Below are 18,430 nucleotides of genomic sequence, written 5' to 3'. Positions count from 1 at the left end.
GATTGGCAGGAAGCAACTGACGGCTCACCCGTTACTTATCGAAAAACAATGCACATTCAAAAGGATATGAATATGCAAAAACCACCGCCGTTCGTATTGACCGAGGCAGTCCACACGACTGCGACAGCGCCTCCAGGCATGCGCATACACCCCTCAACCGGCACCACGATTCCCAACAGTGGCCGATTCGGCCCGCCGCGAAACACCCGTCGCTATCAGCAAGTGCTGCAACACTTCACCGGCCCGCTGGAAGCGGAATATCAAGGCAAAACCACCCACATCCCGTTGACCATCGAAGCGGATCTGGCAGCCGCCCGACAGGAGGTTTCGACCCACCCGCTCCCACCAGCGGCATCGCTGATCCGCGAGCTGGGTGTCCGCAACACCGTGATTCAGCGCAAGAGCCAGCAACTGCTGCACGAGACCCAGTTGTCCCACGGCTTTTATGGCAGCGATCCAACCGATAAAACAGTTTTCCAGTTCCTTTCCCGCGCGCAGATCGTCGACCCGATTCTCAGCCCCAACGGCCCGGGAATGAACCTGTGGAAACAGTCCTATCGCGCGGCGCTCGAAGCCAGGTTGCTGGCCCAGACCCTCTCGGTTCTGCATCAACAACAAGCCAATGTACACATCTGGCTGACCACCGTGCAGGCCAACGAACAGGCGCAAGCGGCTGCCGCCGAAGCGGCACGTCAGGCCGCTGAACGCGCCAGGATTGCTGCGGAGCAACAGCGGCAACAGGCGTTGGCAGATGCAGCACGTCGCCAACGAGAGCAGGAACAACGGGACCGCGAGCGCGAGAAAAACGCACTGGAGTCCAAGGCGCGTGAAGAAGCGCAGGCCAAGCGCCGCGCTGAGTATGAGGCCCGCTTTAAAGCAATGCGCGATTGGCTGGCATCTCTGGACGAGGCAAAAAAACAACGTCCCTATGCGGTATCGGTCTCCACAGTGGCGACCACGCCTGTGTTCACCGTGGCGTCAGGCCAGCTTGCCACCCGCACGGCCACAGCAGCGGCGGTAAGAGCGGCCCTGCAAAACGGCGTCGCCACTGTAACAACGCTGGCCGCCGCATCCGCGAGCGCAGTATTGGTCGGATTTGCCGCACTGTTATTCCCTTCCCCCTTGGCCGATGGCGAAGGTCAAACAATCCCCGACCCACTCTCGGAGTTCAAACCTGACAACGTCACTGGCTGGATGATGGAGTTCACAAGCTTCAAACCAGAACAGTCCCGCGCCTTGAGTGTGCCGCTTTCAGCCCTCCTGCCCGCTCTGCAAGACGACTTGTACGCCATCGCCCAAGCCGGTGGAGACATCGATCTGCCGGTCACGCTGGGCTCAAAAACCACTCAAAACGCCACCGAGTTTTTCGTCGCGGCAACCAACGGCACCACCATCCCGTCGAAAGCACCAGTCAGGCTTTCGACATTTGACCCAGGTATCAATGCCTACAGGGTTTACAGCCCTGATGCACCCTCCATCGGCATGACCTGGATACCCATCGTCACACCCGGCAATGCGTCCACCACACGGCCACCCGCTGGACGAAAAATTATCGTTTACGACGGCACGACGGTTGCTGCACTCGAAGGACGAATAGATACCCACCCGGAACTGGATGCCTATAGTTTCGGTGGCTTCATCACCGTATTCCCGGTCGAGTCCGGCATCCCGCCGATCTTCACGATGTTCAGGGATCGCAGGCAGGATCCGGGTGTCGCAACGGGGAATGGGCAAGTGGTATCGGGGAACTGGCTCGGGGCGGCGTCTACGCCGCAGGGGGCACCGATACCCGCGCAGGTTGCGGATAAGCTGAGGGGAAGGGAGTTTTCAAACTTCAGGACATTTCGGGAGACTTTCTGGAAACTCGTCGCTAACGACCCCGAACTGAAAAACCAGTTTATAGAAACCAACGTCGAAGAAATGAAGGGAGGCCGAGCCCCTTTTGTCCGAAAAATAGACAGACAAGGAGGCCAGGTCAAATTCGAACTTCACCACATGGAACATATTTCCAAAGGCGGTGAAGTATATGGCATTGACAACATTAGAATCGCAACACCAAGGCAACACTCCGAAATTCACAGAGGAGAAAATTAAAATGAGCAAACCAGCTTTTTCTGATTACACCGAATCAGAGTTCCTTCTTTTTGTCTCCGCCATTTGCAATGCACAACACGCAACTGAGGAAGAACAAGTAAAGGCGGTTATGTTATTTGAAGAACTCACGGAGCACCCAGATGGGTCGGACATAATTTACTACCCGAACTCGAATGATGAAGCAACTCCACAGGCTATTGTCAGCAAAGTAAAAATCTGGCGAGCCGCCAACGGAAAATCAGGTTTCAAACCGGAATAGTCACGAACGATCAGGGCTGACCACTTCGCGAGCAGGCTCACTCCCACAGGGAATGATACCCAGACCGATACAGCCCTGAACATACATGACCCCTGTGGTGAGGGAGCTTGCTCCCCCACCACAGGCTCAATACTGTCCGATATTGGTAGAGATATTTTGAAAACAACATTGAGCGCCAAATTTGAAGAATATACAGAGGCAGAATATTTGAACTTGATACATCGATTATTCAAAGGTGACTATTCATCAGAAAAACAGCTTGATGAAGTTGTAGAACTCATTGTAGTTACATCCGAGCATCCTGCAGGATCAAACGTTTTGTATTATCCCGCCGAAGGCGTTGAAGACAGTCCAGAAGGTGTTTTAAACACCATCAAAGAATGGCGAGCCGCCAACGGTAAACCAGGTTTCAAACCGGAATAGTCAGTTCCAGCATAACCCTGTGGCGAGGGAGCTTGCTCCCGCTCGGCTGCGCAGCAGTCGTAAAACCAGAGTTCAACGTGTGCCTGACACTCCGCGTATGGCGATTCAGGTCTGCTGCGCACACCAGCGGGAGCAAGCTCCCTCGCCACGGGTTCAATATTGTCCGGTATTGGTAGAGATAATTTGAAAATGGTATTGAAGGCCAAGTTTGAACACTACACAGAATCAGAATATCTCAGCCTTATAAACCGGCTATTCCAAGGAGATTACCGTTCAGAGAAAGAACACGATGACATTGTGGAAAACATCGTAAAAACTTCGGAACACCCGAATGAAATAGACATTCTGTACTGTCCCGAAGAAGGCGTTGAGGACAGCGCAGCCGGCGTACTAAAAGCCATCAAAGAATGGCGAGCCGCCAACGGTAAACCAGGTTTCAAACCAGAATAGTCAGTTCCAGCATAACCCTGTGGCGAGGGAGCTTGCTCCCGCTCGGCTGCGCAGCAGTCGCAAACCAGAGTTCAACGTGTGCCTGACACTCCGCGCGTGCCGACTCAGGTCTGCTGCGCAGACCAGCGGGAGCAAGCTCCCTCGCCACGGGTTCAATATTGTCCGGTATTGGTAGAGATAATTTGAAAATGATATTGAAGGCCAAGTTTGAGGAATACACAGAGGCAGAATATTCAGCCCTGATTAGTCGCCTGTTCGAAGGAGATTATTCATCCGAGCGCGAGCATGACGACATCATTGAAAACATCCTCCGCACGTCTCAACACCCTGATGGAACCGGCGTTCTTTATGACCCAAAAGAAGGCGTTGAAGACAGTCCAGAAGGCGTTTTAAACACCATCAAAGAATGGCGAGCCGCCAACGGCAAACCAGGTTTCAAACCGGAATAGTCAGCTCCTGAAACAAACTGTCAGGACCGGCCTCTTCGCGAGCAGGCTCGCTCCCACAGGGTCGGATGTTGATGGCCTGATGTGTGGACGCGCACATCAGGCCAGGGCGGATCAGACCGTTTCGGGATACATCACGGTGCGCAGCACGCTCACCAGTTCCTGATAAATCGCCTCCACTTCTTCGGTAACCATGCGCATGCGCAGGAAGTCATGCACGTGGCCGCTGAATTCGCGGCATTCAAGCAATCCTCCGGTGCTGGCCAAACGTTCGGCGTAGGCGCGGCCTTCGTCCACCAGCGGGTCGAAGCCTGCCAGGGCGACGTAGGCCGGTGCGGCGCCGGCGAGGTCGTTGCTCAGCAGTGGCGAGAAGCGCCAGTCGCTGCGGTCCTCGATGCTGCGGGCGTAGTGCTGGTAGAACCATTCCAGCGTTTCGCTTTCCAGCAGGTAGCCTTCGCCGAGCAAGTCCATCGATTCACGGCGCTGCGAGGCGTCGGTGACCGGGTAGCACAGCAATTGCAGGCACGGTTTCAGCGCGCCGGGTGCGCGCGCCTCAAGCGCGAGCACGGTCGCCAGCGTGGCGCCGACGCTATCGCCGCCAAACACCAGGCGCGACAGATCGAGATCGAATGTGCCGGCCTGTTCGCGCAGCCAAGCCAGCGCATCGGCACAATCGTGCAACGCCACCGGGAATTTGTGTTCCGGTGCGCGGCGGTAGCCGACCGACAACACGGCACACGGCGTGCGTGCGCAGAACTCGCGGCAAACACCGTCGTGGGAATCGAGGCTACCGACGACAAAACCACCGCCGTGCAAAAACAGCAGCACCGGCAAGACACCGCCCCTGTGCAACGGACGGTACAGCCGCAAGGTCAGCTCAGCGCCGTCGCGGGCAAGGTATCGCACCTCACTCACCTCGACATCCGGCACCGCCCAACGCATCTGTTGCGAAGACTGCTCGAACGCCTCACGGGCCTGCTCGGGTGTCCCTTGGTGAAACGCGCCGTTCTGACTGTCTTCGACCAGATCAAGAAACGCCGCTACTTCCGAATTCAATGACATGCATCACATCCCGGGCCGATGCGCACAATGCGCATTGGCCCTCTCAAAAAATTAAAGACCGGCTCAACGCGCCGACTGTTGCAGGCAATGCTCGACCAGCGCTTCCAGCTCGGCCTGATACTGCTGCATCAAGGTCTCGATGGTGCTTGGGCGGAAGCGACGGGTGCTGTACATGCAGCGCATCGACAGCTTGCCGTCGAACACTTGGCCGACAATCTCCAGCCAGTTGCCGAGATTGGCATCCAGGCTGTAGACATCGCCGATGTGCTCGTCCGCTGGCATCAACATCGCCTGCTCGTCAAAGGTCTGGTCGAACTGTCCCAGGTAGTTGAAGGTCAGTCGCGCCTGCGGCAACGCAGCCAGACGCTGTTGCACCGAGGCATCGGCCATGTAGCGCAGCGCGCCGTAGCCGACACCTTTCTGTGGCACCGCCGCCAACTGCTCGCGTACCGCCAGGATCGACGCGCCGAAATCCTGCTCTGCCACGGGCGCCAGACGCACCGGGAACATGGTGGTGAACCAGCCAAGCGTGCGGCTCAGATCCAGCCCTTCGACCAGGTCTTCACGGCCATGCCCTTCCAATTGCACCAGCACCGACTCGGCTTCGCTCCAACGACACAGCACACGACCGAGGGCGGTCAGCAGCAGATCGTTGATCTGCGTGCCGTACACCGCAGGCGCCTGCTTGAGCAGTTGCCCGGTGCGGGTGGCGTCGAGGCTCATGAATGTTTCTTCGCGAAAACGCACCAGATTCTTGCCGCGCGGGTTGTCACACGGCAGATCCTTGCCCGGCTGATCCAGCTGTGCGAGCCAGTAATCCAGCTCTTGCTCGACCAGTGCCGGCACTTGCGCCGCCAGGCCATCGGCCCAGGCGCGATAGCTGCTGGTGCGCTGCGCCAGTTGCGGCTCGCGGCCCTGACTGAATGCCTCGTAAGCGAGTTGCAGGTCTTGCAGGAATACCCGCCACGACACCGCATCGATCACCAGGTGATGCACCACCAACAGCAGGCGCACCTCACCGTCCGGCAGGTTCACCAGCAGGCCGCGCATCAGTGGCCCGTCAAGCAGGTTGAGGCTGCGCTGAGCTTGGTTGACCAGTGCGTCGAGTTGCTCGATGTCGCTGATCTCACGCTGCCACAGCAACGGGTTGTGCTCAGCGACGCGCAAGCTGTTCTGCAATGTTTGATAGTGCTGCAACCAGCGACCCTGATCCTGATAGAAGCGCAGGCGTAATGAGTCATGCTGCTCGAGCATCAACCGCAACGTCTGCTCCAGCGCCGGGGCATCCAGCGCCTGACGCGAACGCAACATCATCGCCTGATTGAAATGATGCGGTTCACTCATGCCCTCGGCGAAGAACCACTCCTGAATCGGCAACAAACCAAACGCACCGGCCTGCGCCACATGGCTGCTGTCGGCAGTCTGGCTCGAGCGGGCGACCGCTTGCTGGTCGAACAGGTTGCCAATGGTCTGGAAGCGCATCAGGTCGCGCAGCTTGATGTCCAGTTTCAGTTGCGCATGGTTCCGCGCCCGGGAAATCACTTGCAGGCTGAGAATCGAATCACCGCCCAACTCGAAGAAGTTATCGCTGATGCCGACCTGCTCCACTTGCAGCACGTCGGCCCAGATCTCTGCCAGCCAGCGCTCCTGCTCGTTGCGCGGTGCCTGATAGTGATCGGCGCAAAACTCTGGTTCCGGTAGCGCTTTGCGATCCAGTTTGCCGTTCGGCGAAATCGGCAGGCGTGCCAGGACAATGATCTGCAGCGGCACCATGTATTCCGGCAGTTGTGCGCGCAGCAACGTCCTCAGGCGGTCACCGGCGTTGTCGTCGGCGCTGACCACGTAACCGATCAACTGTTTGCCGGAGATGCCGTCACGAGCGATGACCACCGCATCGGTAACGCCGTCCTGAGCGCGCAGACAGGCTTCGATTTCACCCAGTTCGATGCGGAAACCGCGAATCTTCACTTGATGGTCGGCGCGGCCGACGTAATCGAGGATGCCATCATGGCGCAGGCGCACCAGGTCGCCGCTGCGGTACAGGCGACTGCCCGGCGCGCCGAACGGATCCGGCACAAAGCGCTCGGCGGTGATGGCCGCGCGGCCATGGTAACCCCGGGCAACCCCGTAGCCACCGATGTACAACTGGCCGGACAAATCCTGTGGCAGTGGATTGAGATCGTCGTCCAGCACCCACAGCGAGCGCTGGCCGACTACCCGTCCGATCGGCGCATAAGCGGCAGCGCAGGCTTCATCGTTCGGTGCTTTCCAGAGCATCGGCGTAACCACCGTTTCGGTCGGGCCGTAACCGTTGGTGATGAACTGCGGCCGCAGCACGCGGCGCACTTGCGCCAAGGTCTGCTCCGGCACAGCGTCACCGCCCAGACAGTAAATGCGCACTTTCGGCACGGCCATACCGCTGGCCTCGACGTATTCGGCCACCTGTTTGAGGTAGGCCGGCGGGAAGCAGGCGATGTCGATCGAACGGTTGAGCAAGGCGTGGCTGGTCTGCTCCGGTGTCCACAGTTCATGATCGCGCAGCACCAGCGTGCCGCCGAAGGCCAGGGTGGTCAGCCAGCGCTCATGCGCGCCATCGAAGGCGAACGACATGAAGTGCAATTCGCGGGTGGTCGCGTCCATTTCGTACAGCTCGCGGATCGCCTGGCAATGCATGCTCAGCGGTCCGTGCGTCACCGCGACGCCTTTGGGCAAACCGGTAGAGCCCGAGGTATAGATCAGGTACGCAAGACTGTCATCACCGGTCTGCACCCGCGGCGCGGCGTGCGAGTACTGATTGCCATCGAAAAGATCGAGATCAAGCAATGGCAAGTTCGCCGGCAGCGGCAAGCGCTGGCTGGCGGCACCACGGCTGATCATCTGGCGCATGCCGGAGTCTTCGATCATGAAGGCCAGACGATCGCTGGGGTAATCGATGTCCAGCGGCACGTAGGCAGCGCCACTTTTGAACACCGCGAGCAAAGCCACCAACATGTCGAGCGAACGTTCCAGTGCAACACCGATCAGCACTTCCGGACCGGCACCCGCCGCGATCAAATGATGCGCCAGCTGGTTGGCCCGGCGCTCAAGTTGCGCGTAGCTCAACTGTTCGTCGCCACATTCGGCGGCAATCGCCTCAGGGCGTTGCGCGGCAATCATCGCCGGCAACAGCTCACGCCGATGCACCGCCGCCGGTTCTGCGCCCCACTGCTGCAAGGCCTGCCATTGTGGCGCGGCCAGACGTTGCAGATTGCCCAGACGCTCCGTCGGCTGCTGCATCATGCTGTGCAGCAACACTTCCATGGTCTGGCGGATCTGCCCGACCGCTTCGACACTGAAACGGTCACGCAAGAACAGGTACTCGATGGAGAACTCTTCGCCCAGATGCACCGCCAGGTCCATCGGGAAGTTGGTCACGTCATGGCTGGCCGAGGTGCCGAAACGCAAGCCGCCCGGTGCCTGTTCCAGACGCTGGTCGATCGGGTAGTTCTCGAACACGATGATGCTGTCGAACAAGGCTTGCCCGCCCTGCCCCGACCAGCGCTGAATATCCGCCAGCGGTGCGTGAGCATGCTCACGCAGGTCGAGGTTATAGGCCTGCAGACTGCTCAGCCAGGCGTTCAGCGGTTGCGCCGGATCGAGGGTCTGGATCACCGGCAAGGTGTTGATGAACAGACCCAGCATGCTCCCGGCATTCGGCAACCCTTCCGGGCGCCCGGCCACGGTGGCACCAAACGCCACGCTGTGCTGACCGGTGTAGCGCTGCAACAACAGCAACCATGCACCTTGAATCAGCGTGTTGGCGGTGATGCCCTGAGCCCGGCAATGCTGCTGCAACAAGGCGGTCTGCTGCGCATCCCAACGGGTGTACAACGCCTGGTGGCCGTGCTCGGCAGACTCGTGCCGCGGGTGCATCGCCTGGCTCAACGCGGTCGGTTCGACCAGCGTCTGCAAGTGGCCGCGCCAGAACTGCTCCAGTTGCGCCGAATCCTGCTGCTGCAACCACGCGATAAAGTCGCGATAACGACCGCTCTCGCCTTCAACCTGACCGGTTGCGTAATGCTGCAGCACCTCGCCGAACAACTGCGAACTGCTCCAGCCGTCCATCAGGATGTGGTGGCTGGTCCAGATCAATTGGTACTTGTCCGCACCCAGACGAATCAGACGCGTGCGCTGCAACGGCATGCGGTCCAGCGCAAAGCCCTGAACACGCTGCTGACGGGCGAACTCGGCGAGTTGTGCCTCATCCATTGGCGTGTCCAGCGCTTGCAGGTCAACAACACCCTGACGATGCACCACCTGCACCGGCGACGCCTGACTGTCTTGCCAATGGAACGACGTCCGCAGAATTTCGTGACGCTGCACCACGCATTCCCACGCGGCACGGAAGCGCTCGATATCGAGGCCTTCCACCGACAGGTTGAGCTGGTTGACGTAGAGATCGTCGCCATCATCGGACAAGGTGTGGAACAACATACCCTGCTGCATCGGCGACAACGGATAGATATCTTCGATGTCCGCGACCGCCACTGGCAAACCGTCCAGACGCGCCTGGTCAAGCGCGGCCAGCGGGAAGTCCGACGGCGTCAGGCCGTGGTTGCCCGGGACCACGCAGTGTTCGATCAGCGCCGTCAGTTCACGCCCGTATTCATCGGCCAATGCCTGCACGGTCACGGTGTCGAACATCTGCTCGCTGAAGCTCCACGACAGGCTCAGCTCACCGCCATACACCTGGCCGTTGACTGACAACCAGTTACCCAGTGGGGCGCGGTCGCTGAGGTCACTGCCGGCGCTTTCGCCGGCCGGCAGGAACAGCGCGGCTTCGTCGAACTGGCTGTCAAACTGGCCGAGGTAATTGAAGGTGATTTTCGGCGTTGGCAGCGCTACCAGCGTCTGACGCGCGGCGGCATCGCCCAGGTAACGCAAGGCGCCAAAACCGATGCCCTTGTCGGGAATCGCGCGCAGCTGTTCTTTGACTTGCTTGATCGAATCAGCGAGTTCGCTGGCCGGTGTCAGATGCACCGGGAACACACTGGTGAACCAGCCAAGGGTGCGGCTCAGGTCAATGTCGTCGAACAGGTCTTCACGACCGTGACCTTCCAGCTGGATCAGCGCCGAGGCATGCCCGCTCCAGCGACTGATGACCCGCGCCAGTGCGGTCAGCAGCAGGTCGTTGACCTGCGTGCGATAAGCCGCCGGGGCCTGTTGCAACAGTTGTCTGGTCAGCTCAGGAGCAAGACGCGTCTGCACACTTTGCGCGTAGCGATTCTCCAGGCTGCCGTCCGGGCGCTCGCACGGCAATGTGGCAGTCGCCCCCTGCAAGTGCTCACGCCAGAAGGCCAATTCATCATCAAGGCTGGCAGTGTGCGCCTGCAGGCGTTCAGCCCAGGCTTTGAAGGCGCTGGTCTTGGCCGGCAACGCAACCCCGCGCCCGGCCTGGATCTGACTGAACGCGGTTTGCAGATCTTCCAGCAGGATCCGCCACGAGACACCGTCGACCACCAGGTGATGTACCACCAGCATCAGGCGCTGAGTGTGGTCCGGCAGATCGAGCAGCACACCTCGCAGCAGCGGCCCGTCGTGCAGATTGAGACTGCCCTGAGCCTGCTGACACGTGGCTTCGATTTCACCGGGATCCGTCAGCGTACGCTGCCAGAGCAGCGCTTGTACTGGCTCGATCGGACGGTGAATGGCTGTCCAGCCGTCAGTCGTTTCGCTGAACGAGAGGCGCAAGGCGTCGTGATGCGCAACCAGTGCCTGCAGCACCTGCGCGACCGTTTCGGCATGCAGCGTCACCGCTGGTTTGAGCAGCAACGACTGGTTCCAGTGATGCCGCTCGGGAATCTCGCTGGCGAAGAACCATTGCTGGAACGGCAGCAACGGCGTCGCGCCGCTGACCGGCCCCTGATCGATGCTCAACATAGTGCCACCCAGTTGCGCCACTGCCGCCAGTGCCTGCACGGTCTGGTGCTGGAACAGGTCCTTGGGCGTGAACTGGATACCGGCCTGCCGCGCACGGCCGACCACCTGAATCGAGATGATCGAATCACCGCCCAGCTCGAAGAAGTTATCCGTGGCGCTGACCCGCTCAAGGCGCAGCACGTCGGCCCAGATCGCGGCGATGCTTTGCTCCATGTCGTTACGCGGCGCCACGTAGCTGTTCTGCATCAGGCTGGCGTCCGGCGCCGGCAGCGCCTTGCGATCCAGTTTGCCGTTCGGGGTCACCGGCAGTTGCGCCAGCACCATCAAATGCGCCGGCACCATGTGCGTCGGCAGACTCTCCTTGAGCACGTTGCGCACGCTGTCGCGCCATTCGCCGAGATCTGAATCCGCCACCGGCTGCGTCGCGACCAGATAGGCCACCAGTTGCTTGCCGCTTGGCCCGGCATGCGCCAGCACCACGGCTTCGCGCACGCTGCTCAGTTCCAGCAGACGCGCTTCGATTTCGCCCAGCTCGATGCGGAAACCACGGATTTTCACCTGATTATCGACGCGGCCCTGGTAGTCGAACACACCATCGGCGCGCTCACGCACCAGGTCACCGCTGCGGTACAGACGACTGCCCGGCGCCCCGAACGGATCGGGTACGAAGCGTTCAGCGGTCATCGCCGGACGATCCAGATAACCGCGGGCCAGCCCGCTGCCGCCAAGGTACAACTCGCCCATCACGCCCTGCGGCAACGCATTGAGATCAGCGCTGAGCACGCAGGTGCTACGGTCGCCGATACGCGTGCCGATCGGTGCATAGGCAGCGCCGCACTCGTCATGGCGCCCGGCCTTCCAGATCAACGGAGTGACCACGGTTTCGGTCGGCCCATAACCGTTGATGATGTACTGCGGCGCCAGTGCTGCGCGAGCCCGCTCGAAACTGTCGTTGGGCACGGCATCGCCGCCGAAGCAGTAGATGCGTACAGCCGGCGGCTGGCCAACCTGCTCGGCGTGTTCGGCGAGTTGCTGCAGGTACACCGGCGGGAATGCCGCCACTGTCACGCCGTGTTGCTGCATGGCGGTGTAGGTCTGCTCCGGACTCCAGAGACTGTCGTCCCGCAACAACAGCCGCGAGCCATGGGTCAGCGGGGTCAACCAGCGCTCATGAGCGCCGTCGAAAGCGAACGACATGAAGTGCAGCTCGCAATCCTCCGGGGTCATTTCATAGCGCTGGCCGATGGCCTGGCAATGCATCGCCAGCGGGCCGTGCGCCACGCACACACCCTTGGGTTGTCCAGTGGAACCTGAGGTGTAAATCACATAGGCGAGGTTTTGCGCGTGTACCTCGACATTCGGCGCGACACTTGGCCATTCGACGGTCGGTAGCGCGTCCAGATCCAGCGCGCGCAACCCGCTGCTCAGCGGCAATCGGGGGCGTATCTGCGAATCGGTGAGCAGCAACGCGATGCCGGAATCTTCGATCAGATAAGCCAGGCGCTCGCGCGGATAACTGGCGTCCAGCGGCACGTAGGCGCCACCAGCCTTGAGCACGGCGAGCAAAGCCACCAGCATCGAAGGGCTGCGCGGCAGGGCCACGCCGACGCGCACTTCCGGCCCAACGCCTTCATTGATCAGCACATGCGCAAGACGATTGGCCTGGGTTTCAAGCTCGGCGAAGGTCAACGCCTGATCGCCACAACGCACCGCTTCTTGTTGTGCCTGCTGCGCCGCAATCACCGCGATGCGCTGATGCACCAACAATGGATCGGTGCACGGTTGCGCACGATTGCTCTCGTGCAGGCGGGTTTGCTCTTCACGGCTGAGCAGGGTTAACGCGCCAAGACGCGCACTCGCCGATTGCACAAACTGCTCCAGTAGAGACGCCAATTGCGCATGCAGACGCACAATCGCATCCCGGCTGAAATTCGCCGCGGCGAAGCTGTAATGCACCGACAGGGTTTCGCCAAGATTGACCCCGACCGTCAACGGGTAGTTGGTTTGTTCACGGGTGTCCACGTCGCCGAACTTCAGGCCCAGTGACGAGCCTTGCTCCAGGGCTTCGGAAATCGGGTAGTTCTCGAACACCAGCAGATTGTCGAACAGGCCATCGCTGCCCTGCCCCGACCAACGCTGGATATCGGCCAGTGGCGTATGTTCGAAATCACGCAAGGCGATGTTGAGTGCCTGCACGGTTTGCAGCCACTGGCTGACCGTCAGTTGCGGTTCCGGACGGGCAATCACCGGCAAGGTGTTGATGAACAGGCCGACTTGCTGCTCGACCCCCGGCAGGTTCGCCGGACGCCCCGACACGGTGGCACCGAATGCCACGGTCGGTTGCCCGGTGTAGCGCTGCAACAGCAACAGCCACGCCGCTTGCACCAGGGTGTTAAGGGTGACTTTTTGCTGACGGGCAAATTCACTCAAACGCAACGTGCCCGTGGCGTCGATCCACTGCTGATACTGTGCAGTGCCGCCATCGGCGCTTGCCGAACGATCTGCCAGGCCTTGGGCCAGGCGGGTCGGCTCGTCAAACCGAGCCAGACGTTCGAGCCAGAATCGCTCGCTGACCTGGCTGTCCTGACGCTGCAGCCAGGCGATGTAATCGCTGTAGCGGCCGATGGTCGCCGCGGGCACTTGCCCGGCATAGCGTTGCAACACTTCACCGAGCAACTGCGAGTTGCTCCAGCCGTCCATCAAAATGTGGTGGCTGGTGTAGAGCAGTTCGTGACGGTCTTCAGCGGTGTGCACGACCACCAGGCGCAACAGTGGCACCTCGCTCAAGTCGAACGGGCGGTTGCGCTCGGCCTCGGCCAGCGCATCCAGCGCCTCACTCGGCTGGCCGCGCCAGTCGTGAACGGTGAACGGCAGCGTGGCCGAGCGCTCGACGATTTGCAGCGGCTGGGCTTGCTCGCCCCCCCAGACAAACCGCGTGCGCAGAATGTCATGGGCCTCCAGCGCCGCTTGCCAGGCCTGACGGAAACGCTCGACATCGAGCCCTTCCACCGACACACGCATCTGGTTGATGTAATCGCCCGAACCTTGTTCGTACAGGGTGTGGAAAAGCATGCCCTGCTGCATCGGCGACAGTGGATAAACGTTGTCCACCGCTTGTGGATCCGTGATCAACGCATCGAGCTGCGCCTGGCTCAGGTCAGCCAACGGGAAGTCCGACGGCGTCACGCCGCGATTGTGCGCCTCACAGCAATGGGCGATCAGCGCATTGAGTTCTTGCGCATAGTCGTCAGCCAGGCGCTGGATCGTCGCCTGATTGAACATTTCATGGCTGAACGACCAGCTGAGGTTGAGCTCACCGCCATAGACCTTGCCGTTGATGTCCAGCCAGTTGGCCAGCGGTGCCAGCGAACTCTGTTCACGGCCGGTGCTCTCACTGGCGGGCACGAACAGCGCGGCCTCGTCGAACTGGCTGTCGAACTGCCCCAGGTAGTTGAAGGTAATGCGCGGTACCGGCTGCGCGGCGAGGGTCTGCCGCGCGTGCTCATCGCCCAGGTAACGCAAGGCACCAAAACCCAGGCCTTTGTTCGGCACGCCACGCAGTTGTTCCTTGACCGCTTTGAGCGAGTCGGCCAGGCCCATGGCCGGGGTCAGGCGCACCGGGAACAGACTGGTGAACCAGCCGACGGTGCGGCTCAGGTCGATGTCGTCAAACAGCTCTTCACGGCCATGACCTTCGAGTTGAATCAGGGTCGAAGCCTGACCGGTCCAGCGGCAGATCACCCGCGCCAGTGCCGTCAGCAGCACATCGTTGATCTGCGTGCGATAGGCGGCGGGCACCTGCTGCAAGAGTTGGCGGGTCTGATCGGCGTTCAGGCGGGTTTCCACGCTCACCGCGTGACGGTTTTGCAAGGTTGCCGCGGGGTTGTCACAAGGCAGATCGGCAGGCGCTTCGCCCAGTTGATCGGCCCACCACGTCAGTTCGTTGTGCAACTCGCCGGCGGCGAACGTTTGCAGGCGTTGCGCCCAGTCCTTGAACGGGCTGGTCTTGGCCGCGAGTTTAATCGCCTGGCGGCTTTGCAACTGCTCGCAAGCGCTCTGCAAATCTTCCAGCAACACGCGCCAGGACACACCGTCGACCACCAGGTGATGGATCGCCAGCAACAGACGCTGACTGCCGTCGCCGACCTCAAGTAGCACGGCGCGCAACAGCAGACCGTTTTGCAGATCAAGACTGCCTTGCGCAGCGTCGCACACCGCTTCGATTTCGTCGGCGTGCTGCACGCTCGCCCGTTGCAGCAACGGCTGGTAGTCCGGCGCACGGTGCGTGGCTGTCCAGCCATCAGCGCCTTCGCTAAAGCTCAAGCGCAAGACATCGTGATGCGCAACCAGCGCCTGCAAGGCGTGTTCGAGGACATCGGCGTCGACCGTCTGCGAAGGTTTCAGCAACAGCGACTGGTTCCAGCGCTGACGCTCGGGAATCTGCAGTTCGAAGAATCGTTGCTGGAACGGCAGCAACGGCGTGCTGCCGGTGACAGCGCCCTGCTCGATGCTGAACGCCGCCTCGCCCCGCTGGGCGACCCGGGCCAGACCTTGTACGGTCTGGTACTGGAACAGATCCTTGGGGGTGATGCGCAAACCGGCCTGACGCGCCCGGCTAACCACCTGGATGGAGATGATCGAGTCACCGCCGAGGGCAAAGAAATTGTCGGTAACGCCCACCTGCTCGAGCCCGAGTACCGCCTGCCAGATCTCGCACAACTGCCGTTCGTTGTCATTGCTCGGCGCCAGGTAGCTGTGCTGCTCCAGCGCTGCGTCAGGTTTGGGCAGTGCCTTGCGATCAAGCTTGCCGTTGGGGGTCAGCGGCAGTTGTTCAAGGAACAGCAAATGTGCCGGCACCATGTATTCCGGCAGGTGTTCACGCAGGCCGGCCTTGAGCACTTCGCGCAGACGCGCTTGCTCTTCGGCATTGCCCAGGGCAGCGCTTGGCACGATGTAGGCGACCAGTTGCTGACCGCTCGCGCCTTCCTGCGCCAGTACCGCGAGTTCGCGCACCGCGTCTTGTTGCAGCAGGCGCGCTTCGATCTCGCCCAGTTCGATGCGGAAACCGCGCACCTTGACCTGATGGTCGATACGCCCGACGTATTGCAGGTTGCCGTCAACTTGATAACGCGTCAGGTCACCGGTGCGGTAGAAACGCTCGCCCGGCGCGCCAAACGGGTTCGGCAGATACTTTTCTGCGGTCAGCGCCGGACGGGCCAGGTAACCGCGCGTGATGCCGGCACCGGCCAGATACAGTTCGGCAGCGACGCCTTGCGGTACCGGCTGCAGTTCGCCATCAAGGACATAGCTGGCGGTGTGCTTCAGCGGTCGGCCGATGCTCGGCTGGCCACCCGCCGTACGTCGGGTCCAGGTCGAATAGGTGGTGTCTTCCGACGGGCCGTACAGGTCGAAAACGTGTTCGACCGTGGGTTGCGCATACAAGGTGTCGACCAGCGATTGCTTGAGCGGCTCACCGGCCAGATTGATGATACGCACGCTCGGCGGGATCTCGCCGCTGCGTTGCAGGGCGGCAATCGCCGACGGCACGGTGTTGATCAGGCGTACCTGATCACGGGCCGGCAGCTGCGGCAACTCCAGCGCATTACGGGCGATGATCAGCGAGCCACCGTTGGCCAGGGTGACAAACAGCTCCCACACCGAGAGGTCGAAACACACCGATGTCGAGGCCAGCACGCCTTGAATATCGTCGCGGCTGTACACCGATTGCGACCAGTCGATCAGCGCCAGCACGTTGCGATGAGCAATCGCCACGCCTTTCGGTTTGCCGGTAGAACCGGAGGTGTAAATCACATACGCCAGGTTGTCGGCCGACACCCGCGTGTCCGGCGCATGCGCGGGATACCCGGCGAAATCATCGGCGGCGTTGTCCATCAGCAGCACGTCGGTGTCCGCCGTAATCGCCAGATTGGCGGCGACGTCCTGTTCGGTCAGCAGGCAAAGTGCACGGCTGTCTTCGAGCATGTAAGCGACGCGGTCGGCCGGGTAATCCGGGTCGAGTGGCACATACACACCCCCAGCCTTGAGCACGGCCAATAGCGCAACCAGCAGATTCTCCGAACGCTGCATCGCCACGCCGACCCGCACTTCCGGGCCGACGCCGCGTTCGATCAAGGCATGCGCCAACGGGTTGGCCCGCGCTTCAAGCTGCGCATAGGTCAGATCTCGCTCGGCGAAAGTCACCGCGCGGGCATCCGGGGTCTGCGCCGCCTGACGAGCGATCAACTGGTGGATGCACAGATCGCTGGCAAACGGTGCGTCCGCACGGTTCCAGTCGTGCAGCAATACCTGCCGCTCACTGGCATCGAGCAACGGCAACTCGCCAACGCGCTGTTGCGCATCGCTGACGATACCCTTGAGCAATGCCTGCAAATGTCGGCCCATGCGCTCGATCGACGCTGCTTCAAACAGGTCGGTGGCGTAGATCAGCGAGGCCCACACGCCTTCCGGCGATTCGTGGGTTTCCAGAGTCAGGTCGAATTGCGCCGTGAGGCTGTCCCAGTTCACGCTTTCAACCGCAAGCCCCGGCAATTGCATGGCCTGATTAGCCTGCCGCGCGCCGCTCTGATGGTTGAACATCACCTGGAACAACGGGCTGCGGCTCAGGCTGCGTTCCGGCGCCAGGGCTTCGACCAATTGCTCGAACGGCAGATCCTGATGCGCCTGCGCGCCCAGCGCCGATTGCCTGGCCTGGGCCAGCAAGGCGCTGAACGGCATGCTGCTGTCGATCGTCGCACGCAGTACCTGCGTGTTAACGAAGAAGCCGATCAGCCCTTCGGTTTCCGCACGATTGCGGTTGGCAATTGGCACACCGATGCGAATATCGTCCTGACCGCTGTAGCGATGCAGTAAGGTCTGGAATGCCGCCAGCAGCAACATGAACATCGTCACGCCTTCACGGCGCGCGAGGTCCTGCAAACCCTTGCTCAGCGCCGCGTCCAGTTGCAGATCCAGACGTGCACCACGATAACTTTGCACCAGCGGGCGCGGATGATCGGCCGGCAATTCCAGCACGCCCGGATCCGAGCCCAAGTGTTCGACCCAATAGCTGAGTTGCCGCTCGCGCTCACCGGCATCCATCCAGCTACGTTGCCACTGGGCGAAATCGGCGTACTGGATCGGCAACGGTGCCAGCGTGGCCGGCGCGCCCTGACTGAACCCGGCATAGAGTTCGATCAGTTCGCCGACCATCACTTGCATCGACCAGCCATCGGAAATGATGTGATGTTGCACCACCACCAGAACGTGATCGTCCGGTGCCAGCCGCAACAGGCAGACCCGCAGCAACGCATCCTGTTCAAGGTCGAACGGGCGGGCGATCTGTGCTTCGATGGCCGCGCGCAAACGCGGCTCATCGACTTCGCCTGCCAGTGGGTGAACCTCGATCTGCAAGGCATACGGCGCCTTGATCAGTTGAATGGCCTTGTCCTGATCACCTCGGGCAAACCCGGTGCGCAGACTTTCGTGACGCTCGATCAGCGTATCGAAACTGCGCTGCAGCACCGCCATGTCCAGGGCGCCGCGCAAACGCAACGCCGTGGGAATGTGGTACGCCGCGCTGTCCGGCTCCATCTGCCAGAGAAACCACTGCCGCTCCTGGGCATAAGACAACAGCAGCGGTTCACCTTCGGTGCGCCGGAAAATCGGCGCGATGCCATAAAGGTTAATGCCCTGTTTGCCCAGTAGAATCGCCAGCGCCTTGCGTTTCTCGGGAGAAAGCGCGCCTACCGATTCAATCAACTGCTGCATGCCGTGGTCC

Annotated in this window: 7 protein-coding genes; 5 read left to right on the top strand and 2 right to left on the bottom strand. The window is 61.0% G+C overall.

The genetic code is table 11. The features are described from left to right. Positions 1-72 precede the first annotated feature (72 nt). From BK670_RS03375 to BK670_RS03355, 5 genes are all read left to right on the top strand, one after another. Positions 73-2,094, top strand: a complete 2,022-nt coding sequence (locus BK670_RS03375) for an S-type pyocin domain-containing protein (RefSeq protein WP_123448603.1) — start codon at positions 73-75, stop codon at positions 2,092-2,094. Position 2,095: 1 nt separating this feature from the next. Next, a complete protein-coding gene (locus BK670_RS03370) occupies positions 2,096-2,353 on the top strand; it encodes a bacteriocin immunity protein (RefSeq protein ID WP_123448602.1) in 258 nt (85 codons plus the stop codon). Between the two features lie 156 nt (positions 2,354-2,509). Further along, positions 2,510-2,776 (top strand): bacteriocin immunity protein, encoded by a 267-nt coding sequence (locus BK670_RS03365; protein WP_123448601.1) that lies wholly within the window; start codon positions 2,510-2,512, stop codon positions 2,774-2,776. Positions 2,777-2,965: 189 nt separating this feature from the next. Continuing rightward, complete coding sequence (locus BK670_RS03360; protein WP_123448600.1) at positions 2,966-3,226, top strand: bacteriocin immunity protein; 261 nt, start codon at positions 2,966-2,968, stop codon at positions 3,224-3,226. Positions 3,227-3,414: 188 nt separating this feature from the next. Next, positions 3,415-3,675 carry a bacteriocin immunity protein gene (locus BK670_RS03355; RefSeq protein ID WP_123448599.1) on the top strand — a complete coding sequence of 87 codons (261 nt, stop codon included), beginning with the start codon at positions 3,415-3,417 and terminating at the stop codon, positions 3,673-3,675. 111 nt (positions 3,676-3,786) lie between these two features. Here the strand turns inward: BK670_RS03355 and BK670_RS03350 are convergent, their stop codons facing one another. Both BK670_RS03350 and BK670_RS03345 read right to left on the bottom strand, forming a co-directional pair. Next, positions 3,787-4,734, bottom strand: a complete 948-nt coding sequence (locus BK670_RS03350) for an alpha/beta hydrolase (RefSeq protein WP_123448598.1) — start codon at positions 4,732-4,734, stop codon at positions 3,787-3,789. Positions 4,735-4,797: 63 nt separating this feature from the next. Next, complete coding sequence (locus tag BK670_RS03345; protein WP_123448597.1) at positions 4,798-18,420, bottom strand: non-ribosomal peptide synthase/polyketide synthase; 13,623 nt, start codon at positions 18,418-18,420, stop codon at positions 4,798-4,800. Positions 18,421-18,430: the final 10 nt, after the last annotated feature.

It is taken from the genome of Pseudomonas fluorescens (assembly GCF_003732425.1).
Taxonomy (GTDB): Bacteria; Pseudomonadota; Gammaproteobacteria; order Pseudomonadales; family Pseudomonadaceae; genus Aquipseudomonas; species Aquipseudomonas fluorescens_BE.
This window is presented reverse-complemented; position numbering and strand designations above follow the sequence as displayed.